This is a genomic window from Mycobacterium sp. HUMS_12744610, from assembly GCF_041206865.1.
Taxonomy (GTDB): domain Bacteria; phylum Actinomycetota; class Actinomycetes; order Mycobacteriales; family Mycobacteriaceae; genus Mycobacterium; species Mycobacterium servetii.
The window spans coordinates 5,541,372-5,567,300 of the sequence record NZ_JBGEDP010000001.1; the positions used below are offsets into that span (position 1 = coordinate 5,541,372).

Annotated in this window: 22 protein-coding genes and 3 pseudogenes; 10 read left to right on the forward strand and 15 right to left on the reverse strand. The window is 69.4% G+C overall.

Going from position 1 to position 25,929, the window contains the following annotated elements; translation table 11 throughout:
- Window positions 1-41: 41 nt before the first annotated feature.
- The 3 genes from AB8998_RS26970 to AB8998_RS26980 form a co-directional block, all read right to left on the reverse strand.
- The gene (locus AB8998_RS26970; protein WP_369740978.1) at window positions 42-2,972 is read right to left on the reverse strand and encodes an MMPL/RND family transporter; all 2,931 of its coding nucleotides are present in this window, start codon (window positions 2,970-2,972) and stop codon (window positions 42-44) included.
- Window positions 2,969-3,517, reverse strand: coding sequence for an MmpS family transport accessory protein (locus tag AB8998_RS26975; protein WP_369740979.1), 549 nt, complete (start codon window positions 3,515-3,517; stop codon window positions 2,969-2,971). The genes AB8998_RS26970 and AB8998_RS26975 overlap by 4 nt, the downstream gene beginning before the upstream one ends.
- A 251-nt stretch (window positions 3,518-3,768) precedes the next feature.
- Window positions 3,769-4,437: a TetR/AcrR family transcriptional regulator gene (locus tag AB8998_RS26980; RefSeq protein WP_369740980.1), complete on the reverse strand. Its 669-nt coding sequence runs from the start codon at window positions 4,435-4,437 to the stop codon at window positions 3,769-3,771.
- 312 nt (window positions 4,438-4,749) lie between these two features.
- Between AB8998_RS26980 and AB8998_RS26985 the strand changes: the two genes are divergently transcribed.
- Window positions 4,750-5,286 (forward strand): hypothetical protein, encoded by a 537-nt coding sequence (locus AB8998_RS26985; RefSeq protein WP_369740981.1) that lies wholly within the window; start codon window positions 4,750-4,752, stop codon window positions 5,284-5,286.
- 16 nt (window positions 5,287-5,302) lie between these two features.
- Here AB8998_RS26985 and AB8998_RS26990 read toward each other — a convergent pair whose 3' ends face one another.
- The gene (locus tag AB8998_RS26990) at window positions 5,303-7,096 is read right to left on the reverse strand and encodes a sensor domain-containing protein (protein WP_369740982.1); all 1,794 of its coding nucleotides are present in this window, start codon (window positions 7,094-7,096) and stop codon (window positions 5,303-5,305) included.
- Between the two features lie 304 nt (window positions 7,097-7,400).
- On the opposite strand from AB8998_RS26990, the pseudogene AB8998_RS26995 reads away from it, so the two are divergent.
- Window positions 7,401-7,826 (forward strand): annotated as a pseudogene (locus AB8998_RS26995) (PAS domain-containing protein); the annotation flags it as partial.
- Window positions 7,827-7,870: 44 nt separating this feature from the next.
- On the opposite strand, the gene AB8998_RS27000 reads toward AB8998_RS26995, so the two are convergent.
- Complete coding sequence (locus AB8998_RS27000; RefSeq protein ID WP_369740983.1) at window positions 7,871-9,367, reverse strand: bifunctional phosphatase PAP2/diacylglycerol kinase family protein; 1,497 nt, start codon at window positions 9,365-9,367, stop codon at window positions 7,871-7,873.
- Window positions 9,368-9,421: 54 nt separating this feature from the next.
- Here AB8998_RS27000 and AB8998_RS27005 point away from each other — a divergent pair, with 54 nt between their 5' ends.
- Window positions 9,422-10,147, forward strand: coding sequence for a hypothetical protein (locus tag AB8998_RS27005; protein WP_369740984.1), 726 nt, complete (start codon window positions 9,422-9,424; stop codon window positions 10,145-10,147).
- Here the strand turns inward: AB8998_RS27005 and AB8998_RS27010 are convergent.
- Together AB8998_RS27010 and AB8998_RS27015 are read right to left on the reverse strand one after the other, a co-directional pair.
- Window positions 10,135-10,806, reverse strand: a complete 672-nt coding sequence (locus tag AB8998_RS27010) for a GAP family protein (protein ID WP_369740985.1) — start codon at window positions 10,804-10,806, stop codon at window positions 10,135-10,137. The genes AB8998_RS27005 and AB8998_RS27010 overlap by 13 nt on opposite strands.
- Before the next feature lie 24 nt (window positions 10,807-10,830).
- Window positions 10,831-11,484, reverse strand: a complete 654-nt coding sequence (locus AB8998_RS27015) for a GAP family protein (protein ID WP_369740986.1) — start codon at window positions 11,482-11,484, stop codon at window positions 10,831-10,833.
- Window positions 11,485-11,560: 76 nt separating this feature from the next.
- Here AB8998_RS27015 and AB8998_RS27020 point away from each other — a divergent pair.
- Window positions 11,561-12,326 (forward strand): annotated as a pseudogene (locus AB8998_RS27020) (amidohydrolase family protein); the annotation flags it as partial.
- A 96-nt stretch (window positions 12,327-12,422) separates the two neighbouring features.
- Here AB8998_RS27020 and AB8998_RS27025 read toward each other — a convergent pair.
- Window positions 12,423-12,728 carry a hypothetical protein gene (locus tag AB8998_RS27025; RefSeq protein ID WP_369740987.1) on the reverse strand — a complete coding sequence of 102 codons (306 nt, stop codon included), beginning with the start codon at window positions 12,726-12,728 and terminating at the stop codon, window positions 12,423-12,425.
- A gap of 59 nt (window positions 12,729-12,787) precedes the next feature.
- On the opposite strand from AB8998_RS27025, the gene AB8998_RS27030 reads away from it, so the two are divergent.
- Complete coding sequence (locus AB8998_RS27030) at window positions 12,788-14,302, forward strand: glycosyltransferase family 39 protein (RefSeq protein ID WP_369740988.1); 1,515 nt, start codon at window positions 12,788-12,790, stop codon at window positions 14,300-14,302.
- Between the two features lie 3 nt (window positions 14,303-14,305).
- On the opposite strand, the gene AB8998_RS27035 is transcribed toward AB8998_RS27030, so the two are convergent.
- From AB8998_RS27035 to AB8998_RS27060, 6 genes are all read right to left on the reverse strand, one after another.
- Window positions 14,306-15,148 (reverse strand): glycoside hydrolase family 16 protein, encoded by an 843-nt coding sequence (locus tag AB8998_RS27035; protein ID WP_369740989.1) that lies wholly within the window; start codon window positions 15,146-15,148, stop codon window positions 14,306-14,308.
- 115 nt (window positions 15,149-15,263) lie between these two features.
- The gene (locus AB8998_RS27040) at window positions 15,264-16,283 is read right to left on the reverse strand and encodes an NADP-dependent oxidoreductase (RefSeq protein WP_369740990.1); all 1,020 of its coding nucleotides are present in this window, start codon (window positions 16,281-16,283) and stop codon (window positions 15,264-15,266) included.
- 41 nt (window positions 16,284-16,324) lie between these two features.
- Entirely contained in the window at window positions 16,325-16,678 is a 354-nt protein-coding gene (locus AB8998_RS27045) for a hypothetical protein (RefSeq protein ID WP_369740991.1), read from the reverse strand.
- A 9-nt stretch (window positions 16,679-16,687) separates the two neighbouring features.
- Window positions 16,688-18,061, reverse strand: coding sequence for a DUF7159 family protein (locus AB8998_RS27050; RefSeq protein WP_369741792.1), 1,374 nt, complete (start codon window positions 18,059-18,061; stop codon window positions 16,688-16,690).
- Window positions 18,062-18,187: 126 nt separating this feature from the next.
- Complete coding sequence (locus AB8998_RS27055) at window positions 18,188-20,083, reverse strand: Hsp70 family protein (RefSeq protein ID WP_369740992.1); 1,896 nt, start codon at window positions 20,081-20,083, stop codon at window positions 18,188-18,190.
- Window positions 20,084-20,243: 160 nt separating this feature from the next.
- Window positions 20,244-21,470 carry a hypothetical protein gene (locus tag AB8998_RS27060; protein ID WP_369740993.1) on the reverse strand — a complete coding sequence of 409 codons (1,227 nt, stop codon included), beginning with the start codon at window positions 21,468-21,470 and terminating at the stop codon, window positions 20,244-20,246.
- 38 nt (window positions 21,471-21,508) lie between these two features.
- Here AB8998_RS27060 and AB8998_RS27065 point away from each other — a divergent pair, with 38 nt between their 5' ends.
- Together AB8998_RS27065 and AB8998_RS27070 are read left to right on the forward strand one after the other, a co-directional pair.
- Entirely contained in the window at window positions 21,509-22,153 is a 645-nt protein-coding gene (locus tag AB8998_RS27065) for a TetR/AcrR family transcriptional regulator (RefSeq protein WP_369740994.1), read from the forward strand.
- Complete coding sequence (locus AB8998_RS27070; RefSeq protein WP_369740995.1) at window positions 22,140-22,628, forward strand: nuclear transport factor 2 family protein; 489 nt, start codon at window positions 22,140-22,142, stop codon at window positions 22,626-22,628. The genes AB8998_RS27065 and AB8998_RS27070 overlap by 14 nt, the downstream gene beginning before the upstream one ends.
- A 17-nt stretch (window positions 22,629-22,645) precedes the next feature.
- Here the strand turns inward: AB8998_RS27070 and AB8998_RS27075 are convergent, their stop codons facing one another.
- Window positions 22,646-23,311, reverse strand: a complete 666-nt coding sequence (locus AB8998_RS27075; protein WP_369740996.1) for a L,D-transpeptidase family protein — start codon at window positions 23,309-23,311, stop codon at window positions 22,646-22,648.
- Between the two features lie 113 nt (window positions 23,312-23,424).
- Here AB8998_RS27075 and AB8998_RS27080 point away from each other — a divergent pair, with 113 nt between their 5' ends.
- The 3 genes and pseudogenes from AB8998_RS27080 to AB8998_RS27090 form a co-directional block, all read left to right on the forward strand.
- Entirely contained in the window at window positions 23,425-23,907 is a 483-nt protein-coding gene (locus AB8998_RS27080) for a hypothetical protein (protein ID WP_369740997.1), read from the forward strand.
- Entirely contained in the window at window positions 23,904-24,554 is a 651-nt protein-coding gene (gene bluB / locus AB8998_RS27085; RefSeq protein ID WP_369740998.1) for a 5,6-dimethylbenzimidazole synthase, read from the forward strand. The genes AB8998_RS27080 and bluB overlap by 4 nt, the downstream gene beginning before the upstream one ends.
- A gap of 64 nt (window positions 24,555-24,618) precedes the next feature.
- Window positions 24,619-25,929, forward strand: a pseudogene (locus tag AB8998_RS27090) (sulfatase family protein); the annotation flags it as partial.

The following is a 25,929-nucleotide window of genomic DNA, read 5'->3' on the forward strand; positions in this document are numbered from 1 at the left end:
TCACGCCGGCGTGAATCTCGACGCTCACGCGCCTCGTCAGATCAGCGCTGCTGTACCAATCCGCCCGCCGGGTGCTCCTCGACGTTCTCAAGGATCAACTCACGCACGGCGCGGCGCGGTCCGTACGGTCGCAGCATGGTGCTGGCCGGCCGTGGACGCACGTGCTGCGGCCACCAGAACCAGCGCCCGAGCAGGGTGGCCAGCGACGGTGTCATGAACGACCGCACGATCAACGTGTCGAACAGCAACCCCAGCGCGATCGTGGTACCCACCTGGGCCATCACCAGCAGCGGGCTGAACATGAACGTGGCCATGGTCGCGGCGAACACCAGACCGGCGGAGGTCACCACCGAGCCCGAGCCGGCCACGGCGCGGATGATGCCCGTCTTGAGCCCGGCGCGGATCTCTTCTTTGAACCGCGATATCAGCAGCAGGTTGTAGTCCGAGCCGACCGCCAGCAGCAGGATGATCGCCATCGCCAGCACCATCCAGTGCAGCTTTATGCCCAGGATGTACTGCCATAGGAGCACGGAGAGTCCGAACGAGGCGCCCAGAGAGAGAAGCACCGTTCCGACGATCACAAAGGCCGCCACCAAGCTTCGGGTGATCAACAGCATGATGATGAAAATCAGTGTGGCTGCGGCAATTCCGGCGATCATCAGGTCGATGTTAGAGCCGTCGTGCATGTCCTTGTACGTCGCAGCCGTACCGCCGAGGTAGACCTTGGCGCCCTCCCAGGGCGTGCCTTTGATCGCCTCGTGCACGGCCTGCTTGATCGGTTCGATGCGGCTGATGCCTCCAGGAGTCGCCGGGTCGCCCTCGTGGGAGATGATCAACCGGACAGCGTGCCCGTTCGGGGAGATGAACTGCTTGAGACCCCGCGCGAAATCCGGGCTCCTGAACGCCTCCGGCGGCAGGTAGAAGGTGTCGTCGTTCTTGGCCGCGTCGAAGGCATCGCCTTCGGCGGTGGCGTTCTCGGACTGCGCTCTGGCCTGTTCATTGAGCCCCATCGTGGTCGCGTAGTTCGACATGATGGTGTCCAGGTTGCGCTGCTGGCTCTCGATCTGCGGCGGTATGAGCGCCACCAGCTTGGGCTGAATCCGATCCAGCTTGTCCAGATTCGCGCTGAGCGCCACGATGTTCTGCGCCACCTGGTCGATGCCGTCCAGCGCGTTGAAGATCGAACGGATCGCCCAGCACACCGGAATGTCGTAGCAGTGTCTCTCCCAGTAGAAGTAGCTGCGGATCGGCCGGAAGAAGTCGTCGAAGTTGGCGATGTCGTCGCGCAACGCCTCGGTGATATGCACGGTTTGCTTGGTCAGCTTGGCGGTTTCGTGCGTCGTGTTGCTGAGGTCCTGGGTGACCCGCATCTGCTCGTACAGGGTCGCCATCGTCTTGCGCAGTTCGTCCGCCTGCTTGAGCAAGTTCTTTGACTGCTCGTCCTGATAGTGCTGGGTCTGGATCCGCTGCGCGGCTTGTGCGCCCATCTGGAAACCGAGAGTGCTGTGGTCGAGCGGCGTGCCCAGCGGCCGGGTAATGGTCTGCACACGGCCGATGCCGGGGATGTGGAAGACCGCCTTGGCGACCTTGTCCAGGACCAGGAAGTCGGCCGGGTTACGCAGGTCGTGATCCGTCTCGATCATCAACAGCTCGGGATTGAGCCGAGCCTGGTCGAAGTGTCGGTCCGCGGCGGCATAACCGACATTGGCGGGGGTGTCCGCCGGCAGGAAGTGGCGGGTGTCGTAGTCCGTCTTGTAACCGGGCAGGGCGACCAGGCCAACCAACGCGACACCGATGGTCACCGCGAGAACCGGCGCGGGCCAGCGGACGACCGCGGTGCCGATCCGGCGCCAGCCCCGCGTCTGCAACTTTCGCTTCGGATCCATCAGCTTGAAGAAAGTGGCAACGGTGAGCACCGCCGGACCCAAAGTCAACGCAGCGAATACCGCGACCAGCATCCCGACGGCGCAGGGCACGCCCATGGTTTGGAAATACGGCAACCGGCAGAAACTCAAGCAGTACATCGCGCCGGCGATGGTCAGGCCCGAACCCAATACCACATGCGCGGTGCCGTGGAACATGGTGTAGAACGCTTCTTCGCGCGTCTGTCCCACCCCGCGTGCCTCGTGGTAGCGGCCTACGATGAAGATCGCGTAATCGGTGCTGGCAGCGATCGCCAACAACACCAGCATGTTGTTGGCGAAGGTGGACAACCCCATGATCCCATAATTTCCCAGCACCGCGACGACGCCCCGTGCCGCAGCCAACTCGATGAAGACCATGGTCAGCATGATCATGACGGTGGTTACCGACCGGTAGACGACCAGCAGCATCACGATGATCACCAGGATCGTCACCATGGTGACTATTGCGATACCTTTTTCACCCGCATGAGACTGATCGGCGATCAGCGGACCCGCTCCGGTGACGTAGGCTTTGATTCCTGGCGGCGCGGGCACCGAGTCCACTATCTTGCGAACGGCGGCGGTCGACTCGGCGGCCAGGTTGCCGCCCATGTTGCCGGCGAGATAGACCTGGACGTAGGCGGCTTTCTGGTCGTGACTCTGGGAACCCGCGGCGGTCAGCGGATCGCTCCAGAAATCCTGCACGTGCTGAACGTGCTTCTTGTCTTGCTCGAGGCGCCTGACGATCTCGTCGTAGTAGCGATGGGCTTCCGCTCCGAGCGGCTTGTCACCCTCCAGCAAGACCATCGCCGAGCTGTCGGAGTTGAACTCTTTGAACGTCGCTCCGATGTGCATCATCGACTGGAACGATGGCGAGTCCGTCGGACTCATCGACACCGCCTGGTTTTTGGCGACGACCTCGAGCTGCGGGGCCGCGGTGTTGGTGACAAAGACGATGCCCAACCACACCAGGACGATCGGCAGCGCCAGCCGATGGATCATCCGCGGTAGGAACGGCGGGATCAGCGGCTGATCGACGCGCGGCGGAGCCTCCCTCAGCTCGCTCATGCGGACTTGTCCAAGCAGTAGACGAAGGGGTTCACGGTTTCGTTGGAATCCGAGCGATTCGGGGTCTTGATGACGTCACCGCGACCGTCGTGATTGTTCACGACGAATCGGCACGCGATCCAACTGCCGTCTCCTTGCGCCATCAGGTTTGCCGGGATGCCGGGCTTCGTTGAACTCAACACTTTGCTCCAGGGCAAGGGCACATTCAGTGCCTGCTGCGGATGGCTGTTTTCGTCGAGGTAGTTGATGGTCGCCGTGCTGCCCGGCGAGCCCCAGACCTCGAGCGTGATCGTCTTGGCGTTGAACTGGTCGAGGACCTCGCCCGAGGTGCCACCACCGAACGAACCCCGGTGAACGCCGAAGATGCCGTGCAATCGGTAGACGACGAACCCCGACAGCGCAACGACGGCTGTGACCGTGAGCACCAACCAGAAGCGCCCCAAGATCCCCTGTTTCTTGGCGCGCTGCGCAGCGACCTCGTTGCCCTCGCTGGCGGCGGAGCCCTGCTTCTTCAGCGGTTCGGTCGTTGGCTCGGTCATCGTCATGGGCGCTTCATGTCCTTCACCACGGGCGCAACGTTAGTTAGCGCATGTGCAACCTCGGAGATGCCCCACAGGGTCTTGATCGGGCCGGCCACAGCGCTCCCCCTTCGTCGGCCTTCCTTCATCCGGGCGTCGTTGCGCCGGTTGGTTTCCGACGCCACGGTCGGCTCAGGCCCCGACCACTCGACGGGTTCGGGACCGTCTTCACCGGTTGCAGTTCGCCAAGCCATAGCGCTGCGGCCTCCTTCCTGAGTTCATGAGGATCCCGGGATCAGGCCGATGCAGGTGGCCGTCAGCAGGCGGGTGAGGGCGGTTGCGAAGTCCAGATTCCACTCGGGCGGAACCACTTCCGGCTCCTCGGCGTAGATGTCGGTCAGGCGCGCCGGCGGGTTCGCAACTTGCCACAGCGTCGCCGCCAGCGAGTAGGCGGCCAGCAAGATGTCCAGCGAGCCCGATCGTCCGAGTTCGGGCAGCGCGCATCGGATCGAATCGGCCAGCGAGAGTGTGGCCGCGGTTCTGATCCGCCTGACCTCGATGACCCGCTCAGCGTCCACCTCGTGTTCCAGGTGCAGGTGCAGGTTGGCAAGCAGGTCGCAGAACAATGGGTCCTCGGCCAGGGCTTGGGCGATTGTCTCGGCGATGCGCGAGGGCGACTTCGCGCCGGGCTCGGCCAACTTCTCCGAGACGGTATTGGACCATCGCACCCAGCCCTCGGCGGACAGCCGCAGCAGGACTTCCTTGTACGAGGTGAAGTAGCGGCGGACCGCCGAATAGTGAATTCCGGCGCGGTTGGCGACCGCGGTCAGGGTAACCGATGCGACGCCCGTTTCCATTGCCAGCGAGCGCGCGGCTTCCACGAGGGCCTCTGCACGTTGGCGCTTCTCTGCCTCGGTGCGAGCGCGCTGGAAGGTCAGTTGCGCCACCGGCTGAGCCTAACGCACATTGCGTGATTTGCATAACGTCCGAGGATTCTGGTCCCCTGGTCGTCCGGACCGCCCAATCATTGCGAAATCGCCGAGCAGCCTTCCGGCTTCCTATTGCGTTTTGGCGCGAAATCAACGGCTGACAGCGACCCGCTCCGCGACGTTGCCAACCGACCGGCCGATACCCCTTCAGTACCCGCCCTCCAGGCAGGCAGGGATTCCCGTCATCGGCTCCCCGGCTGAGTTGCGGCCCAACCCGGTCTACCCTCGATGACGGACGACAAGCGACCCAAGAGACCGGGAAGGTGCGCGATGCTCGCAGCGTTCGGATTCGACACTCTGGGTGTGGTCATCGGGGACATGTTCTTCGTCGACCCGTCTCCGCTGGAAGGGCAGGAAACCCCGGAACGGGGGGTCAGGCTGGAACTGCGCCTCGTCGACCGCGGCGCGCCGCAGGGCTCCATCTATGCCGGAGTCCCGATTTCCTTCGACCGGCCGGTGTGGCGGGTTGACCTGTTCGGGTCCACCGAGAGCCCGCCGGGGACGCTGGACCGGGCCCATCACCACCCCCGTTTCAACGGGTGGGAACCCGGGCGCCGCCACTTCGTCCCCGAGCTGTCCGCCGACCCGGTGTCGTGGCTGGCCGGTCAGCTGGCCGATCCGGCTGCCGTGCTGACCCGGGCGGGCGTCGACCCCGACGAGGTCAGCGAGGCCGACAAGACCGCACTCGCCGCTGCGGCCCCGCAGATCGTCGCCGCGGTGAAGCGGATGCTCGAGCAGGTGCGGGACGGGGAACTGGCCCCGGCCCCCGCCGAGCCGGTCGCCGCCGCCCGCACCGGCTGGCTGTGACGCCGGGTTCGATGAGCTAGGCGCTACAGCTGCCGGCGGGTCCGTGCAGGTCGACGGCCCCGAGCGTGAAGTGGCTCGACGCCCGTCCCCGTGCCTTTGCCCGATACATCGCCAGGTCGGCGTCGTGCAGGATCTCGGCGGCGCTGCGCCGCTCGTCGGGGCGCACCGCGACGACGCCGATGCTGGCGCTGACGCACTTGACATCCCGGAGCCCGTCACCGTCGCCCCGGACGACGATCGGTTCCCCGAGCGCAGCCTGCAGCCTGTCGGCGACGACGTCGGCCTCCTCGGGCTCGATCGGCGCGGCCAGCAGCGCGACGAACTCGTCGCCGCCGACACGTCCGACCACGTCGTCGGGGCGCAACGCCGCACTCAGGCGTTCGGCGGCGATCCTCAGCACGGCGTCGCCGGCATGATGCCCGAGTTCGTCGTTGACCCTCTTGAACTTGTCGAGGTCGATGAACAGCACCGCACCCAACCGGTGATCTCGGGCTTCCAGTGCGTCGGTGACCAGGTCGAGTATGTGGGCGCGGTTGGGCAGCCCGGTCACGTGATCGTGCGTCGCCTGATGGACGAGTCGCTGGTACTTGGTGTGCTGCGCGGTGACGTCGGCGAACGACACCAGCACCGACGAGCCATCGGGATCCTCGGGATCGAGCAGCGACCACGTCACGGAGAGCCAGACCCGTCGTCCATTGTCGAATCGGTCGACACCGTAGACCTGGCTCCCCCGGGGGCTGATTTTCAGGGATTCGAGCACCGGACGCTGATCGGCGATGAGCAACCCGCCGTCGCTGTCGTAGATCGGTATCGGTACCACTGCCGCCATCTCGACTGGCTCGGCCTCCGTCGTCGGAACACCCATTATTTGCAGGGCCGCGGGGTTCACCGATTCCACGATGCCCTCGGACGAGATGACGACGACGCCTTCCTCCAGGGACGCCACGACGGTCTGGAAATGCTGTTCGGCGCGCCGCAGCGCGGTCTGGTCGGCGCACACCACGACGTATCCGGTGTCCATGCGGGACGCCGACACCCGCACCGCCAGCGGCGAGCCGTCGGCCGCGCGGTGCGTGGCGTGCACGACGCCCCCGGCGGCGATGATCGCGGCCGGATCCAGGGCGGCGCCAACCGCCTCACCGACCGGTCGGCCGAGGGCCTGCACCGCCGAGCGGCCGTAGATGGCTTCGGCGGCGGGGTTCCAGGCGGTGACCGCGCCGGTGAGGGTGGTGGCGACGATCGCGTCGCTGACGTGGGTGACCAGCGCCGCCTGGTAGCGAAGGTTCGCCTCGGCGGTCTTGTGCTCGGTCACGTCCCAGAACGCGACCTGGTGGGCTGGTCTGCCCCGCCATTGGGCCCGCACTGCCACCGCCTCCACCGCGCGGGTCGTCCCGTCAAGCGGCAGGATCACCATCTCCATCGGCGGTGAGATGTCCCCGTCGCGGCGGCGCGCCGCGATCTGGCCGAGCACCGTGGGGACCGACTGCGGCGCCACGAAGTCCACGATCCGGTGCCCCAGCAGCCGGTCGGCGGATTCGGCCGCCATCTTCTGCACCATGGTGTCGTTGACATAGAGGAAGCGCCCGTCGGCGTGGACGCAGATCGCGACGGGGCTGTCCTCGACCATCCCCCGAAACTCCTGGTCCGCCTGGGCCCGGCCGCGAGCGGCGCCTGCAGCCACCACGGCCCGCAGCAGCTGTCCCATCTGGTCGCGGGTGTTCATCAGCTCGGCGAGTTGTCGCCGCACGCGGCCCACCGGATGTCGTCCGCCCGAACGGGCGGGTGCCGACTTCGCGGGTTCAGCGGCCACCACGGCACCTCCCCTCCCACCTCGCCCCGACTGCGGATTCGTTCACAACCTGTAGCTCCGAGTGCAACCTGTGGCGCCCATTCCCATGCTCTACCCGCGGTCCGGGTGCGTAAGCGCAGTTACAGTGTGCGGTTTGCTGTTTCATTCGGCAATGACGTATGCGAAATTGGCAGGCTGTTACGAATATCCGTAACGGAATGCGTGCCAGCGCCGGGACTTTCGGCTCTAATCCCCGACACCCACGATGCACGACCGTGAGCTTAGTCGCCAGTAGCATCGCGCACACCAGTCCGGGGGGTTATCGATGGATTCAGCCAAAGACGAAGCGGCACAAGGGGTTAACCATGCGCCCGCCCCATTCGAAGATCGCCGCCGCACCCCTCGGCCCGACACCCCCCGGGGATACCTGCAGCAGTTGCCCGCGCTCGTGCTGCTGCAGCGCCTGGCAACACCGGTGATCGCCCTCGACCAGGACGGCACTGTCGTCTACGCGAACCCGGCGTGCCTGTCCATGCTCGGCTACGGCGAGGGCGGGCTCGACGGCACGCCCCTGCACCGCCTGCTGGTCACCGAGACGCAACACCCACCCGTGAGCGCTGTGGAAGCGCTGCGCGCGGCGGTCGGCGCCACCACCGTGTGGCGGCACCGCCCCGAAGGCGTCGTCAGAGTCGCCGTCCTCGGAACGATGCTGCTCCGCGAGGACAACCCGGTCCTGCTGGTCAGCCTCGCCGACGTCACCGAGTGGGTGTGGGGACCACAACCGCGACGCGGCGCTCAACATCGAGGACGCGGGCGGTACACCGGCAGGATCCGGTATTTCGCACTGAAGGCCGCGCGGTCGTATTCGTCGCCGAGCTCGCCGTCGTGGGCGATGACCGTCGGACCGTCGAGGGCGCAGAAGGCGAACTCGGGCACCTGCAACTCGTGATAGAGCGGACTGCGCTGCAGACGGCCCAGGGCCAGCGCCGCCAGGACCCTGGTGCGGCCCCACGGGCGGCCGGCTTCGAGCATGCGCACATCGATCAGACCGTCGTCCATGCGCGGCCGCACCGAGGGCGCGAACCCGGAGGGCAGATACAGCGAATTGCCGAGGAAGAACAGCGACGTCAGCAAGGTGGTGTTGTCGTAGCGGATCCGGACCGGTTCGGAGTGGCGCAGCGTGTGCAGCATGGCGTAGAAACCGGCCAGCGGCTTGCCGATCCGCTTCTCCAACTTCTCGCGCTGCCCGACGAACGCCGGATACGCGCCGATGCTGGCGGTGTTGAGCACCATCCGGGTTTCGTTGAGGCACACCAGGTCGACTCGGGCCACGCTGCCGCGCCGGATTGCGTCGGCGGTTTTGGCCACGGTGTCGCAGCCGATGTCCCTGGCGAAGTGGTTGAACGTGCCGCCGGGGAACACCGCCAGCGGCAGCCCGGTGTCGATCGCCACCGCCGCCGCGGTCGCCACGGTGCCGTCGCCGCCGCCGACCGCGAGCACCTCGGCACGCGCGGCGGCGCGGCGCAGCGCCTGTTCCGGGTCGTCGTCGCGGCCCAGTTCGACGATCTCGGCCCGCGGCAGCTCGGCGCGCACCTCGTTGACGACGCGGGCGCCCGTGCCACCGCCCGACGCCGGATTGACCACCAGAACCACGCCGGCCCCGTCGGGGCGTTGCGGCGCGTCGACCCACAGCGGTTCGGTGTCGGGCAGGGCCGTCGCCACGATCGGTGGGACCAGCCGCCCGCCCAGGACCGCCACGCCGGCCCCGATGCCGAAGCCGGCGATGACGTCGCCGGGGTAGTGCGCGCCAGTCGCCACCCGAGACAGCCCGACCAGCGCGGCCAGCAGTCCCAGCCCGAACCCCAGCAGCGGGTTCTCCAGCCCCACCCCGACGGCGAACGCGGCGGCGCTGGCCGAATGGCCCGACGGCAGGGAGTTCGACGTCGGCCGGCGGCCGGCCCTTCGGACCACCGGCACCGCGTCGAGGCGGGGGCGGGGGCGCCGGCGGATCCGCTTGGCGAACTGGTTGGTGACCAGGCTCGTGACGCCGAGCGTGACGACACCGCGCGTCGCACCGCGCTGTGCGCTCGCATTGCCCGAGGCGAACAGAGCCGCGGCAACGGCGACCCACAGCTTGGAATGGTCGGCGGCACGGGTCAGCGGCGGCATGACGGCGTCGAGCAGCGGGGTCGGGCTGGCGGCGATGGTGTCGAACAGTTCCCGGTCCAGGGTGCCCAGCCCGCGGGTGATCTCTTTGACGCCGCGCACGCGGTGCCAGGGCCGTCCGCTCATTGGTTACACCTTAACGGGCGCGGAGCTGCTAGAAAGTTCTGCGAGGAAGGACCGATGGACGATTACGTCAGGCAATGGCTCGACAACGCCGAACGGCACGGCGTGCCCGAGGAGGCCCTCGCCGGCATCGTGCCCCACATCCCGCCCGCCGGCTTTCACCTCCTTGCGGGGATGGAGGAGATCCGCGACCGCCAGGGCAAGTCGTTCTTCCTGATCCCGCGGACCACCGGCGGCGCCGACACCCGCCGGGCGGTGCTGCTGACCTACGTCCTCAACGCCGGCACCGGCTATGGCAGGCCGGGCGGGCAGCCCACGGACTTCCCCGAGACCCCGTACGGCGCTGCCGAGGTGAGGCGAATCCTCAACCGGCAGAGCCGCAACGGCTGGAGCTACGCGCGCGACGTCGAGTTCGTGCACCGGCACGGCGGTCGCCTGGTCACCACCCCCAACGGCATGCTGATGGGCCTGGGCGGCAACTGGATTCAGCGCCAGTTCAGCCGCCGGGGCGGCACCACCTGGGGTGACATCTTCATGGTCAACGCGGGCAGGGTCGCCGACCCCGCCGAGCGGTTGCGCCGCATCGTCCGGTCGCACCGGGGCGAACCCGACCTGGATCGGGTGCTGCACCACGAGGAGATCCACAGCCGGCAATGGGCGGCAAAGGGCTATGCGGGAATGCTTTTCGGCTACGGCCGGGAACTGGTCCGCGAGTGGGCCTGCGGCGAGGCGAACCGGCTCGAAGCGGACGCCGGCCTGTCCGACGGGGGCTACAGGGCCTGAATTCCGTGATGGAGCACCATCGCACCGATCACGATCATGACCACCGCGAGCAGGGCGGCGTTGTTCTCGTCCATCCAGTCTTTGAGCCGCGCCAGCGGATCGTCGAGGCGGGGGCCGGCGGCAACGTAGGCCAGGATGGGGATCGCGACCGTCGAGGCGGCGACGATGACGAAGAACGCGGCGGCCATCCAGTCACCGGCGGCGCCCAGTCCGGCTGTCCCGATGGCCAGTCCGGCCGGCACGCAGATGAGGAACACGTCCGGTCTCAGCATCGTCAGCGCTACTCCGGTGACCCCCGACCGCACCGGGGTGATGGTGGCGAAAGACCGCATCCAGGAGGGCGACTCGGTGTGGCGACGCCGGGTCAGCCACCGGTAGATCCCGAAGACGATGAGGGCGGACCCCAGGACCACCCGCAGCCACGACGCCCAGGCCGGCGGGGTCTTGTGCAGCCCGCCCACCAGGCCGGACGCCGCCACGGAAAGCGCCGTCAGCGCGGCCAGGCCCACCAGCCAGCCGGCGAGGAACGCGAGGCTGCTCGGCCGCCGCCGCGGGGCCTGCAGAACCAGGACCGCCGGAATGACCGTGATCGGCGAGAGCGCGACGACCAGCCCCAGCGGAACGAGTGCGGTCAGCACTGCACCCCAGCTACCTGCCATGGGCAGCAATCCTCCCACAGGAGCTCAGCGCAGAGCGTGAATTCCGTTGTAGATGACCATGAAACCGATGAGCACCAGGATCACCGCCATCATCGCGGCGTGGTTCTGTTCCATCCAGTCCTTGACGCGCTCAAGCGTGTCGTCGAGCCGGTCACCGGCGCCGACGTAGGCCAGGATGGGCAGGGCGACCGTCGACGCGGAGATGACGACGAAGAACGCGGCGGCGGCGAACCCGTCCGCGACACCGAGGGTGCTGGCGCCGATGGCCAGGCCGGCCGCCGCGCACAGGATCAGGACCTCAGGCCGTATCGCCACGAGCAGGGCCCCGGTCATCGCGGCGCGCACCGGGGTCAGCTTGGAGAACGAACGCATCCAGCCCGGCATGCTGCCCTGGCGGTTCCGGGTCGCCCAGCGGTAGAGGCCGAAGACCACCAGCGCCGACCCCAGCACCACCCGCAGCCACGACGCCCACGTCGGCGGCGACTTGCGCAGGTCGCCGAGCAGGTCCGAGCTCGCGACGAACGCGCCGGTGACGACCACCAGGCCCAGCACCCACCCGCTGAGGAAGGCCAGGCCCACGGGCCGCGGCCGGGACGCGTGCAGGACAAGTACCGCCGGAATGACCGTGATGGGTGAGACCGCGATGACCAGCGCCAGCGCGACGAGCGCGGTCAACACGGAACCCGAACTTTGTGCCACGGGCAGCAATCATCGCATTGGCGCGGCGCTTCGGCATGATGAACACAGACCGGGAGATGACCGGCCCGGCTTTCTGCTCCCGGCCTTCGTGGACACCCACGTGCACTTCCTGCAGACGTTCGCCGGCGACTCCTACTTCGGCGCGCAGCCGCTAGGGACTGGCTGAGCGCGTGCGCCTACACCGCCGAGGCCCGCTTCGCCGATCCGGATTTCGCCGCGCGGGCCGCCGCCGAGTTCTGCGACCGGCGCGTCGCGTCGGGGACCACCGCGGCCATGGTCCTCGGGTCAGCGTTCCCCCGCACCCAGGACGACCCGTTCGCGGAGACGGCGCGGCGCGGACTGCGGATCGTCAGCGGTCGCGGAATCCAGACGGTGGGCTCCCGCACGGCCGCACGGTTGATCACCTCCGAAGTGAAACGCTGCGACAGGTGGCATGCGGCGGAGCCGGCGGCGACGCGGGAACCGCGCGGCTGCACGTCGCGATCGTCCCCCGGTTCTCCCTGGCCGTCACCGCACGCACGCTCAAAGGCCTTGGCAAGCTGTACTTCCACACCCAACTCAACGAGGACAACCGCTCCGGCACCGGCGACGTCTCGCGCGGATGAGCGAGGCGGGCGCGTCGATCGCGCACTGCCCGGCCTCCCAGCAGTTCCGGGGCACGGGCACCATGCCGTGGCGGCGGACGGTGGCATCCGGTGTCAAACGTCTGCGCCGGAACGGATTTCGACGCCTGCGACCAGTGGTCCATCCCCCAGGTGCTCAACGCCGCCTTCAAGGCCCACATTTCGGAGCCCGGTGCGGCCGCGGTTTCGCTGCATCCGGACACCACCGTGGCCCGGGACCAGACTCTTTCAAGTTGTTGATGGGGGCGAGGCGTCGATCGCCGCGACGTACGTCCAGGGACGCCGGTTGCAGCCCTAATCTTTGCGGCGCAGAGTCCAGGCCGGCACCCAGTGCGTCACGGTGCTCTGCTTGGCGCCGTAGGCGACCGGGTAGGTGACCAGCCCCCACCAGTCGCCCTGTTCGCAGATGCCCCAGCAGCTCAGCCGGCCCTCGACGACCCTGTGCAGTTGCAGACCGTTGGGCTGGTAACGGCCCGAGCGGTGCGGCTCGCGCGGGAACAGCGCGGTCAGGTCCACGAGCACCGGGACCGGCGGCCGCACCACGCGGAACGGGCTGCGGACCGGCTGCCCGTTGTACCCGATCGACCCGAGCTGGCCCATCGATCGATCATACGTTCGAATGCGCCGATCCGGGCCGTGCGCATGGCAACATAGCGGTGATGTCCACCCGCGCCCGGCTGTGCCCGCCGCCGGCCGCGCTGGACCCGCTGGTCGTGGGGCTGCTGGCCGCGGCGGTCAGCCTGGTCGGCGCCGGCCGCCCGTCCTTCTGGTACGACGAGGCGGCGACCATTTCGGCCTCCTACAGCCGCTCGCCGGCCCAGTTGTGGCGAATGCTGGGCAACGTCGACGCCGTGCACGGCCTGTACTACCTGCTCATGCACGGCTGGTTCGCGATCTTTCCGCCCACGGAGTTCTGGGCCCGCGCCCCAAGCGGTTTGGCCATCGGCGGCGCCGCGGCGGGGTTGGTGGTGCTGGGCAAGCAGCTCTCGTCGCGCACCGTCGCGGTGACCTCCGGCGTGTTCTGCGCGATCCTGCCGCGCTCGACCTGGGCGGGCATCGAAGCCCGGCCCTACGCCGTCTCGATGATGGCCGCGGTCTGGCTGACCGTATTGCTGCTGTACGCCGGCCGCCGCGGCGAGGCCCGCATCTGGTCGCTTTACGCCGTGGCACAAGCGGTTTCGATCGTGCTGGACGTCTACCTGGCACTGCTGGTGCTGGTGCACGCCGCCTTCGTCGTCACGTTCCGGCGCCGGCGTGCCGTCCTGGTGCGGTTTGCCGTCGCCTCGACCCTGGCGGGGTGCGCGACGGCGCCGTTCCTGGCCCTGGCCGCCGGGCAGGTGCACCAGATCAGCTGGATCGCACCGATCGGGCGCCGCACGTTCGAAGACGTGGCGGTGCAGCAGTATTTCGAGAGAAGCCCCCAGTTCGCGGTGCTGGCGGCCTTGCTGGTCGCGGCCGCGACCGTCGTGTGGCTGCGCGCGTCACAGCCGGCGGATCGGCAGTTGGTGACCCTGGCGCTCGCCTGGCTGGCGATCCCGACCGCCGCGATCGTATTCTGGTCGGCCGTGATCCACCCGGTCTACACGCCGCGCTATCTGTCGTTCACCGCACCGGCGATGGCACTGATCCTGGGTCGCAGCGCCGCGGCGGTGGCCGTCAGGCCATGGCGGGCGGCGGCGCTGGTCGGTTTGTTCGCAGTGGTCGCCACACCGAACTACGTTCTGGCGCAGCGCAACCCGTACGCCAAGTACGGCATGGACTACAGCCAGGTGGCCGACCTGATCGCCGCGCAGGCGTCGCCGGGCGATTGCCTGCTGGTGAACGACACGGTCACGTTCATGCCGGCCCCGATGCGCCCGTTGCTGGCGGCGCGCCCCGATGCGTACCGGAAGCTGGTCGACCTCACCCTGTGGCAACGGGCCACCGACCGCGACGACGTCTTCGACACCAACCTCATCCCGGAGGTCGTCGCCCAGCCGCTGGGGCGGTGCCGCGTCGTCTGGATCATCACCCAGGCCGACGAGTCGCGGCCCGCCCACGAACAGGGGCCCGCGCTGCCGCCGGGTCCACGCTACGGCGCGACCCCGGCCTTCGCGGTGCCGCGCGACCTGGGCTTCCGCCTCGTCGAGCGCTGGCAGTTCAACCTGGTTCAGGTGATCAGGGCACAGCGGTGAGGACTACCAGATACGGATGTAGTCGATGAGCATGGTGCACGGGTAGGTGCCCAGGGCGGGGTCTCCGGCACCGACCCCACCGACGGCGAGAGTGTACATGGGCGTCAGCCAGTAGCCGGGATTGTTGAACGGCCAGCGCAGGTCGCTGGGGTTGCCGTGCACCGGGATCGGCTTGTTGGGGACGGTGAAGTAGGGCTTGGCGCCGTCGACGTAGTCGCGCCAGAACTGGAATCCGTCCTCGCCCCAATGCATCCGCCACGTGTGCCACCCGCCGTCGACCAACCCGGGAATCGACCTGCCCTCCCAGGTCTTGCCGTTGGACGCCGCGTGGACCGTGGTGCCCGGCGGCCAGCTGCCGTTGCCGTACCACTCGAAGATGTCGACCTCGCCGTCGGGCAGCGGATCCTCGTTGACGGCCCAGAACGAGGGCCACAGACCGGGGAACAGACAGTCCAGCTTGATCCGCGACTCCCACGTCTGGTTGATCATGCTGCGAAAGTTGCCGCGCAGCTTGCCCGTGTAATACGTGCCGAAGTCGTTGGTGGCGCACAGGACGAGGTTGGAATTGCCGTCCAGGTAAACGTTTTGGCGATCGTCGCGGTATATCCCGTCGACCGGCGGGAACACGTCGTCCTGCCAGGTTTGCACCGTCCACTTGGCCGGGTCCGGGCCCGAACCCGCCGGGCCGTCGAACTCGTCTTGGAAGATGTAGGGCCCGCCCGTGGCCTGGGCGGGCGCCGACGGCGGCGGCACCGGCTGGGCCTCGGCCTCCGGGAGACGGATCGAGGCCGCGGCCGCGGCCGCCAGCATGCCGATCCCCGTCGTCAACATGCTGCGACGATCCATTCTTAGACACCACCCATCCGAACGCCGGAAAGCCCTACTCCGAACATTCCCCCGAAGCAACGCTGCAAACGGTGTTATGAAATCACGCGGCGGGCCCGCGCCGCATCTCGCCGCGCTAGCGCGACGTGGGTTCGCTCAGCTTGACCAGCGTCTTGCCGATGTTGACCCCGGTGAACAACCCGTTGAGGGCGTCGACGCAGGACTCGATGCCCTCGAAGATGGTTTCCCGGTGCCGGAGCAGGCCGTCGGCCTCCCACCGGCGCAGCGCGGCGAACGCCTCGTCGAAGCGCCCCCACTGGTCGAGGGCGTTGAAACCCTGCATCAGCGCCGTCTTCGACAACAGGTTGACGTAGTTCGACGGACCCGGGTGCTCACCGGTGAGGTAGCTGGAGATGACACCGCACAGGACCACGCGCGCCCGGTTGGCGAGCCGGCCCAGCACCGCGTCGAGGATGGGCCCCCCGACGTTGTCGAAGTAGACGTCGACCCGTCGCGGGCAGTGCTCCTTGAGCGCCGCGGCCAGATCGTCGTTCTTGTAGTCGATGCACGCGTCGAAGCCGAAGTCCTCGACCACCGCGTTGCACTTCTCCGGACCGCCCGCGATCCCCACCACCCGGGCTCCGGCGATCTTGGCGATCTGTCCGGCCACCGAGCCGGTGGCTCCCGCGGCCGCCGAGACCACCACCGTCTCCCCGGCCTGCGGCCGGCCGATGTCGGTCATCCCGAAATAGGCGGTGGCACCGGTCGGGCCGTACACCGACATGATCGCGAGCTGGTCGTCCTCGCCCGGGATGGGCGTGCTGAACATGTCGTCGTGGATGATCGCGTACTCGGAGAAGCCGGTCAGCGTGGTGACCACGTCGCCGACGGCGAAAGCGTCACAGCGCGACGTCACGACCTCGCCGATGCCGGCCGCCCGGATGACCTCGCCCAGCTGCACCGGCGGCAGGTAGCTGGGCTGGTCGTCCAGCCAGGTGCGGGCGGCGGCGTCGATGCCGACGTAGGTGGTGCGGATCAGCGCCTCCCCGTCGGCGGGCTCGGGCGCCGGCGTGGTGACCAGCTCGGTGTCGTCGGGCTTGACCAGCCCGGACGGGCGGCGACGCAACAGGATCTGACGGTTCGGCAAGTCGGCCACGAAGCAGAAACTACAGGCCCGGCCCGGCGGCCGGAACGGCGTTAAGCCGGTGAGTCCGAATCGTCGTCGAGAACGCTGACCGTGATGCCATACGGCAGGAAGCGGACCTTGCGCCGCGGATCGAGGTTGTCCTTGTTCGCCCGCAGCGCGTCGAGCTCGGTGGCATAGACCTGCTCGACGCGGGCGCCGCCGTCGGCGTCCACCGTGTAGACGGCCCACACGCCGTCACCGGCCTCGCCGGCGGTCTCGGGCGCGGAGCGGGTCCGCCCCGCGAGGTCCTCGAAGACCGCCGACCAGCCCGCCCGGGCCCCCGTGGCGCCGACGAACTTGCCGATGCGGTCGAACACGTCGCGCAACTCGTCGGGATCGAAGCCGAACGGACCGTACTCGCTCACTGCGACCTCCTAGGGTCCGGGCGGCGGCGGGGGGTAGATCGGAATCGGCACGGTGACGAACGGAAAGTGTAGATACACCGTCGTCAGCGGCCTGCCGGGCTCGGCCGGCGCTGCCGCGGGCGGCGGCGGAGGCACGGCGGCGGGTGGCGCCGGCGGCGGGGCGGCCGGCGGCGGCGCGGGCACGGCCCGCTGGACGGGGGTGGGCACGTACCGGGGCGCCTGCCGGTGGTACACGGGCGCCGGGGGCGGCGCCTCCACCGGGGTGTGCGGTGCCGGATGCTCGACCGGGGCCGGGGGGGGCGGCGGCGGCGCGGCGGCCGCGGGGGGCGGCGGCGCGCTCGGCGGGGACGGCTTGGCCGGTGCCTGGGGCGGCAAGTGCTTGGCCGGGGCGGCGACGCTGACGCGCGGCTTGTGCTGCACGGCCGACACCGGCCGGTCTGACGTCAGCGACAGGAGCACCACCCCGGCGGCGACGGCGGCGATGCCCGCCAGCGCGCTGCCGGTCAACATCAACGGCCGGCGGCGACGGCGCGGGGCCTCGTCGTCGTCCTCGGTGATCGCGCTGTAGGCCAGGGCCTCGTCGCCCAGGTCGGCGTTGGCGCTGATGTCCAGGTAGGTCGGGGTCAGGCCGCGGGGGTGGATCTCTCCGGTGCCCGGGTCCAGGGCGTAGGCCAGCGCGGCCGTCGACGACGCGAACAGCGGCGCATTCGCCGACGCCAGCGCCGCCCCGCGGGCCAGCGCCATCTCCGGTTCCCCGGGAGCGGTGACGTCGAGCGGCGTGACCGCCTCGAGCGCGGGCTTGATGGAGACGATCTCGGTGCCGCAGCCGACGAGGAACACGCCGTCGGCCCACGACCCCCGCGCGTCCAGGGCGGCGACCATCGTGGCCAGCTCGGCCGCCAGGGCCTCGCGGGGCGCCTCCGGATGGGCGTTCGCCAACGCCCGGCGGTGCAGGTCGACGATCGAGCCGTCGGAAACCTCGACGACGGCCAGCGTCGCGTGGTCGGGCTCGACGAACAGCATCGCGATGTGCTCGTAGCCGATCGCGTGGCCCACCGTCTGGGCCAGTGCGGCGGCGGCCAGCAACGGCGACACCAGCATCACGCCGCCCACCTCGCGGGCGGCCAGTTCCTCGCGCAGCGCGCCGACCTGGGCGGGATCGCTCCAGGTGACGCCGATCGACGCCAGCCGGTAGCCGCCCTCGATCGCGCCTTCCCGGGTGCCGTCGATGGCGGCGATCACCTGCTCGACCGCACCGGTCGACGCCGATTCGCCGACGTCGAAGGTGTCCTCTTCGATCGTGACGCCGTCGGCGTCGGCGCCCTCGATCAGCAACAACCGGACCGTCGTGGCAGCCATCGACACCCCCAGCACGATGTCCACTTGCGCCCCCAGGTCCTCCAAGCCGCGTTACGGTGCGCGCCCGACGCACACCCAAATCGTTGCTTCCACGCTACTCGCGTGTGACCGAAAGTGGCTGTGAGCTGCTTGTGAGGTGCCGCGCTGCGATCAGTAACCCGGGCTTAGGAACGGGTTCTGCCCGGTGCCCGGGTACTGGGGTGCCTGGTACTGCGGCGCCTGGTTCTGGGGAACCTGGTTCGCCGGGACCGGCACCGGGATCGGCACCGGCAGCAACGGGACGCGAATCCACTCCGTCGTCATCGGCACCGTCGTCGTGGTGGGCGTCTCCGACGTGCTCGGTGGCGGCGGTGTCGTCGTGGTGGGCGTCTCGGTCGGGCTGGGCGGCGGGGCCGTCGTCGTCGCGGCCGGCGGGTGGGTCCGGCGCGGCGGCACGGTGGTGACGACCGGGGGTGGTGGCGGCGTGGTCACCACGACCGGCGGCGCGGGCGGGGGCGGCGGCGACGGCGGGGGCGGGGGCGGGGGCGGGGGCGGCGCGGCGCTGGGCACCGGCGGCGGCGACGGCGGCGGGGGCACGGCCGTCGGCAGCACTGCGCTGGGCGGCGGCGCCGGGCGCGGCGCCACGCTGGGCGCGGGCGGGGCCTGGCGGTTCTCGATGCCCGTCAACGTGTAGGCCACCCCGCCGATCGCGGTCATGGCCACCAGGGCGCAGGTTCCGATGATCAACTGGGACAGGCGGACTCGTCGCCACGGCCGCGCTCTGGGCGCATCGTCGATCACGTTGAGGCGCATCGACCAGCCGGCGGGCCCGTCCTCGTCGTAGGCCTCGGGTGTGTACGGCACTCGCACGTCGCCGGGGTATTCGGTTTGCGACCAGGCCAATTCCCGATCGGTCATGGCCTCGTCATCGATCACCAGCACGTCGCCGCAGCCCAGGTCGACGACTTCGCAGGCGTCCGCGGCGGCCGCGAGCAGGCCGACGGAGGTGCGCGTGCGGAAGTCGAGTTCCTCGCCGCGCGACGCCAGCATCAACGCACCGCGCGCGGCCGCGAAGGCGGGCTCCGACGGGCACACGACCGGCCTGCGGCAATGCACCGAAAGGCGTTCGGTGACAAGAGGAATGCTCGAGCCGCCGCCGACGGTGACGACCGCCGAGAGGTCCGCCCAGCTCTTGTTGTTGCGCACCAGCATGTCGTCGAGCGCATAGATGAAGCCGGTCAGGCGGTCCTGTATCAGGTCGCCCAGCTCCTCGCGGGTCAGCCGCATGGTGCACCGGCGCCCGCCGAGTTCGGCGGCGATCTCGGTCACCACCTCGGTGGACAGCGTCTCCTTGGCCGTGCGGCACTGCTCGCGGAGCCGGCCCAGCTGCCCCACCGCGGCGGTGCTGCCCGGGTCCATGCCGCTGCCGTGGCCGAGTTCCTCGAAGACCCGCAGCAACAACGCCTGGTCGATCTCGTCGCCGGAGAACTCCGGGAACCGCATCGTCGGGCTCACCGGCTCGAAGTCGCCGTCGAGGTTCATCAGCGTGGCCGAGGTGCCGCTGCCGCCGAAATCGAGCAACCCGACCAGACCGGTTGCCGCGAAACACAGTTCGGCGTTCGCCGCGGTCAGCGCCGCGACCGCGTCGGACACCACGCGCGGCGCCATGCCGCTGCGCACGAAGCCCACGTGGGTCCGCAGGCCGTTGCGCAGCGCCTGCACGGTCGCCGGCTTCCAATACGCCGGAACGGCGATCGAGATCTCCGACGACGCCGCGTCCGCCCCGGCGGTGAGCACCATCGCGTCCAGCGCCTCGACCATCAGCAGGTCCGGATCGTGCGCCGAGCCGTCCCCGGACACCAGCGCCACCGAGTCGCCGACGCGCTCCACGAAGCCGCTCATCAGCACGCCGGCCTCGTCCAGAGGCGGGGCGTCAAGGGGCAAGCCGATTTTCGGCGCGCAGTGCGGATAGAGCGTCAGCACGGCACGCCGCGATACCGGCGGGCTTTCGTTGCGCGCGGCGACCAGGTTGGTGGTCCCGATCGACAACCCGAGTGGGTCGTACATAGAGCGAATACCTTCGTCTACAGGGGTCGGTGGCCAGCGTTAACCATAGCCGCAGACACGCCCAAAGCCGATGGCTTGCAACGTCATTGGTACCCCGCCGATGCGATTGTGTCACCGAAGTGGTACCGCAGACCCCTTGACAACTGCACCCGGGCGGGTGTCACACCACGGTGAGGGGCAGCGAGCGCCGCGGCTGGAACTCGAACGTCGCCCCGCCGCTGACCTTGGCCACCGCGACCTCCGGCAGCTCGTCGGCCGGCGCGTCGCCCGCCACGAACTCCGCCGTCCACTCGGCGGCCGTGCCGCCGACCTCGACCCGCAGCCGCGGGTCGACGGCGGTGGCGATCGCCTGCAGCGGCTGCACGGACTCCGGCGAGCACAACGAGATCCACGCGCCGTCGTCGTGGGCCGGCGACCGACGCACCGAAAGCCCGTTCCCCGACGTCTGCGCCACGACGTAGCCCGCGGGGTTGAGCAGCGGATGCAACTCGAGCGCCCGCATAACCCCCTCGACGCCGGCCGGCAGCCCCAGCGCGCGGTGAATCCGCTCGGCGGCCAACCCGGCTATCCCGATCAGGCCGCGGGTGCACACCTCGGTCGCCTGAGCCTCGTCGACGGCACGCTCCCGCACCGCGAGGGCGAAGGACAGGTACAGCAGGTGCATCTGCAGGCACACCTCGTCGGCGATGCGCACCAGCGCCGAGTGCGAGAAGGCGCCGAAGTCCAGGTCGGACAGCACCGGCCCCGTGTAGTCGGCCAGCCCCTCGTCGGCGGGATCGATCGCCGCCAGTTCCCAGGCGGCAGCGTTGGTTCGGCGCACCACGTCCAGGGCCGGGATGGCCTGCGCCTCGGGATGGGACTCGTCGATGACGACGGTCCACGCGCAGTGCGGGTGCCGGTCGGCGGGCTGCCGCGGCGGCCGGTGGATGGGCCGGACCTGCGCGCGCGGGTTGGTCGCCACCGCGGTGGCGTCGAAGGTCGGGTCCTCGATGGTGTGGCACATCCCGAAGACGTACTTCTCACCCATCGGCTCCACGTCGAGCAGCGCACCGCAGTGGTCGAGGTGGAACTCGCCGTGCCAGCGGTCGTGGATCGTGTAGCGGAAGTCCATGAACTGCGGCGGGGCCCCGATGTCGAGCTGCAGGCCCTTGAAGATGGTGGGCACGTCGTCGCCCTCGTACCCGAGCGCCCGCTGCATGCGCCTGGTGTAGAGGGGGCTGGCGCCCGCCCACTCCTCGATCGCGATCTGCACCATCTCGTCGCGGCCGAAGGCGTTGATGCACCAGGCCATGCCGGAGCGGTCGATCAGCTGCCCGATCAGCAGCAGTTCGGGGACCAGGACGGCCAGTTCCTGACGGGACAGCCGCGCGTAGCGCGAGTCATTCACCGCCCAAAAATAAATGGGTCTATGTTATAAAGTCAACAATGTCGATTCCCGCAGGTCGGAAGCATGGGCGCGCCGCGAGCCCCACGCGGCGCACCAGCGCGCCGCGCAAGCGCGGCGACGACACCCGGGCCAGGATCATCGAGGAGACGGTCCGCTGCATCGTCGAGGAGGGCTTCGCCGCCGCGACGGCCAAGCACGTGGCCGAACGCGCGGGCGTGACCTGGGGGGTCATCCAGTACCACTTCGGCGACCGCAACGGCCTGCTGATGGCCGTCGTCGACGACGGGGTGGCCAGGCTGCTCGACAGCCTGTCGTCGGCCGACGTCGGCGAGTTGCCGCTCGGCGAGCGCATCGAGGTCGTCGTCGACACCGCCTGGGCGTGCTACAGCAGCCCCACCTCGACGGCGGCCTTCGAGATCCTGCGGGCCACCCGCGGCGGCCCGGGTGCGGCGTCGCGGCCTCACCTGCTCGAGATGAACTCCGCGATCGCACAGCTCGGCCGGCTGATCACCGACGACCCCGCCGATGACGGTGTGGCCGACGTGATCTGGGCTGCGCTACGGGGGGTGGTGCTGGTGCAGATGATCGTCGGCGCACCGGTCGACTGGCACCGCGAGCGGCGGGCGCTGATCGACATGGTGACGCACTATCTGCAACGCCGCGCGCCGGATGTGCTGCAATGACGGGATGACCCCCCAGGAGTTCGCCGACATCGAAGCCGTCAAGCAGGTCAAATACCGCTATCTGCGCGCGCTGGACACCAAGCGCTGGGACGAGTTCGCCGACACCCTTGCCGACGACGTGGTCGGCGACTACGGATCGTCGGTCGGCGAGGAGCACCACTTCACCAACCGCGTCGATCTGGTCAATTACATGCGCAAATCCCTTGGGCCGGCGGTGATCACCGAACACCGGGTGACCCACCCGGAGATCACCGTGTCCGGCGACGATGCGTCGGCCACCTGGTACCTGCAGGACCGGGTGATCGTGTCCGAATTCAACTTCATGCTGATCGGTGCGGCCTTCTACCACGACACCTACCGGCGCACCGAGGACGGCTGGAAGATCAGCGCCACCGGCTACGAGCGCACCTACGAGGCGACGATGTCGTTGGCGGGCTTGGACTTCAAGCTCACCCCTGGCCGCGCCCTGGACTGATCACAGCGGCTGCGACGCTACTTGCCGATCGCGATCACCGCGCCCGGCCGCAGCCAGCGGATGACCTGCACCAGGGTCGCGTCGTCGATCGCCACGCACCCCTCGGTGGGGTGACCGTCGGTGGTGTGGAAGAAGAACGCCGCCCCGCCGCCGGGCGTCTTGTTCTTGTTGACGCCCATGACGACGGCGTGCTTGTACTGCGGGATGTTCAGGTTCTCGCTCTCGGCGGTGCTGAACGGGCACTGCGACTTCGGGCAGACCTGCATCGAGTTGAAGGTGGGGCTGTGGTCGTCGCCGCTCCACCAGTAATTGGGCCCGACGACCTGCGTATACGGAAGTCCCCCACCGGGATTCGGCGCGGTGCCGAAAGCGGAGTCGAGGGTGTAGACACCCATCGGGGTGGCCGGCACCCCGCTGCGGGCCTGCGGCGCCAGGCCCGCCGACCCGACGTGGGTGGGGATCCCGGTGCGCAGCGGCTGCCATCCGGCGGTGGTGCGCTGATAGATGTCCATCTGCGCCGCCGAGCCGCCGGTCCCCACCACCGAAACCACCTGGGCGGCATTGCCGACCGCGTTCGCGAACCAGGGGGCGCCGGCCGCGCCGCCGATCGGGGCGAGCCAGAGCCACCCGCACACCGTGCACGCCGCAGCGCACAGTAAAGCCAACAGGCGCATGCTTCCCATCGTCGGGCCGCCCAAACCTCAGGGTCAAGTAAAGCTTTAGCCCCGGTTGGGTCACGGCGGCGTGATCCGGGCGCCGCGAGTCGATTCCGGTCCGCACGGGTCATACTGGCGTCATGGCGGTGTTTGTCCGGAAGTTGTTCGGCATCGGCAAGCTGCCCGACGAGCTGCACGCCCGCGCCGAGGCGGAAGGCCTTGTCTACCTTGCCGACTACGTCGCGGTGACCCGGCGGTTCAGCGGCTCCATCCCCGGCGCGCGGTTGCCGCACAGCGTCGCCAGCTACTCGGGGTCGCTGGTGTTCACCGCCGAGCGGGTGCTGGCCACGGTGTCGATGCTGCCCAAGCTGGCCGGCCCGACCGTCGACGTGCGCTGGGACGCGCCGCAGGCCGGCCCCGCCCGGGCCGAGATCTCCCCGACCGGCCTGCAGGTCGACCTCGACGTCGGTGCGGTCGACGACAGGTTCAGCGGCGAGCTGTCGCTGCACTACAAGGTCGCCATCCCGGACGACGTGCTCAACCGCCTGCCGCGGCGGTCGCTGGCGTTCGACATGCCGGCCGAATACATCTACCGGGCCGTCGGCGTCACCTACAGCCCGTGAGCGATCAGGCGTTCAGCGCGGACGAGCGGCGGGCCGTGTACCGGGTGATCTCCGAGCGGCGCGACATGCGCCGCTTCACCCCGGGCGGCGTCGTGCCGGACGACGTGCTTGCCCGTTTGCTGCAGGCCGCCCACGCCGCGCCCAGCGTCGGCCTGATGCAACCCTGGCGCTTCGTCCGCATCACCGACGATTCCCTGCGGCGCCGCATCCACGCGCTCGTCGACGAGGAGCGCCCGCTGACCGCCGCGGCCCTGGGCGAGCGGGGTGAGGAGTTCCTCGCGCTGAAGGTCGAGGGCATTCTGCACTGCGCCGAGCTGTTCGTCGTGGCGCTGTGCGAGGACCGGGAACGACACGTCTTCGGGCGCCGGACCCTGCCGCAGATGGACCTCGCGTCGGTGTCCTGCGCCATCCAGAACCTGTGGCTGGCCGCCCGGTCCGAAGGCCTCGGCATGGGGTGGGTGTCCCTGTTCGATCCGCGGCGGCTGGCGGACCTGTTGGCGATGCCCGCCGGCGCCGAGCCGGTGGCCATCCTGTGCCTGGGCCCGGTGCCCGAGTTCCCGGAGCGGCCGGCGCTGGAACTGGACGGGTGGGCGTTTGCGCGGCCGCTGCCGGAGTTCGTCAGCGAGAACCGCTGGGATCGGCTCTGAGCGGGCATCTTTCGGCAGCGGGTATCGTCGCCGACGGAGGGCGACCAGGAGGGGCGGCGGACACGTGGCGGACGGGCGGCACGACAACATCCTGATCGTGCATTGCCACGACGTGGGCCGCCAGCTGGGCGCCTACGGCCACCCGGACGTGTCCAGCCCGCGACTGGACCGGCTCGCCGCCGAGGGCATCCTGTTCACCCGGGCCCATGCCACCGCGCCGCAGTGCTCGCCGTCGCGCGGGTCGTTGTTCACCGGCCGCTACCCGCAGACCAACGGGCTCGTCGGGCTGGCCCACCACGGCTGGGAGTACCGCGACGGGGTCCGCACACTGCCCCAGATACTGGGTGGATTCGGCTGGTGCTCAGCACTTTTCGGGATGCAGCACGAGACTTTGCACCCGCAGCGGCTGGGCTTCGACGAGTTCGACGTATCCGACTCGTACTGCGACCACGTGGCGGACCGGGCAGGTCGATGGCTGCGGCGTCAGTCGTCGAAAAGTGATGCGGCCCAACCCTTCCTGATCACGGCCGGCTTCTTCGAGGCGCACCGACCCTACCCGCCGGACCGCTACCGGCCGGCCGACCCCGCCGCCGTGGAGCCGCCGGCCTACCTGCCCGACACCCCGGAGGTCCGCGGCGACCTCGCCGCCTTCTACGGGGCGATCGCCGCGGCCGACGCCGCGGTCGGCCGGCTGCTGGACGCCCTGGCCGCGGCAGGCCTGGACGAGAGCACCTGGGTGGTGTTCTTCACCGATCACGGCCCGGCCCTGCCGCGCGCGAAATCGACGCTCTACGACGCCGGAACCGGCATCGCCATGATCCTGCGCCCGCCCGCCGGGCGCACCGCGGGTCCCCGTGTCTACGACGAACTGTTCAGCGGTGTTGACCTGGTGCCGACGCTGCTGGGCCTGCTGGGGCTCGAGATCCCCGGCGACGTCGACGGCCTGTCCCACGCGGCGGCCCTGCTCGCGCCCGACCCGCCCGCCACGCCGGTCCGCGACCACGTGTTCACCGGCAAGACCTATCACGACTCGTTCGACCCGATCCGTGCGATCCGCACCAAGGACCACAGCTACATCGAGAACTACGCGTCCCGGCCCCTGGTCGACCTGCCGCTCGACGTCGCGGAAAGCCCGTCGGGGGCGGCGGTTGCGCCGCTGGTCGCAGGCCCCCGCCCCGAGCGCGAACTCTACGACCTGCGCAGCGACCCCATCGAGTCCGTCAACCTGCTGGCCGGCGACCTCGGCGACACCGTCACCGACCAGATCGCGACGGAACTGGCGCTGCGCCTCAACGACTGGCGTCAGCGGATCGGGGACGTGATCCCCTCCGACTTCGCCGGGAGTCGCATCATGATGCGCAAGCTCGGGGCGTAC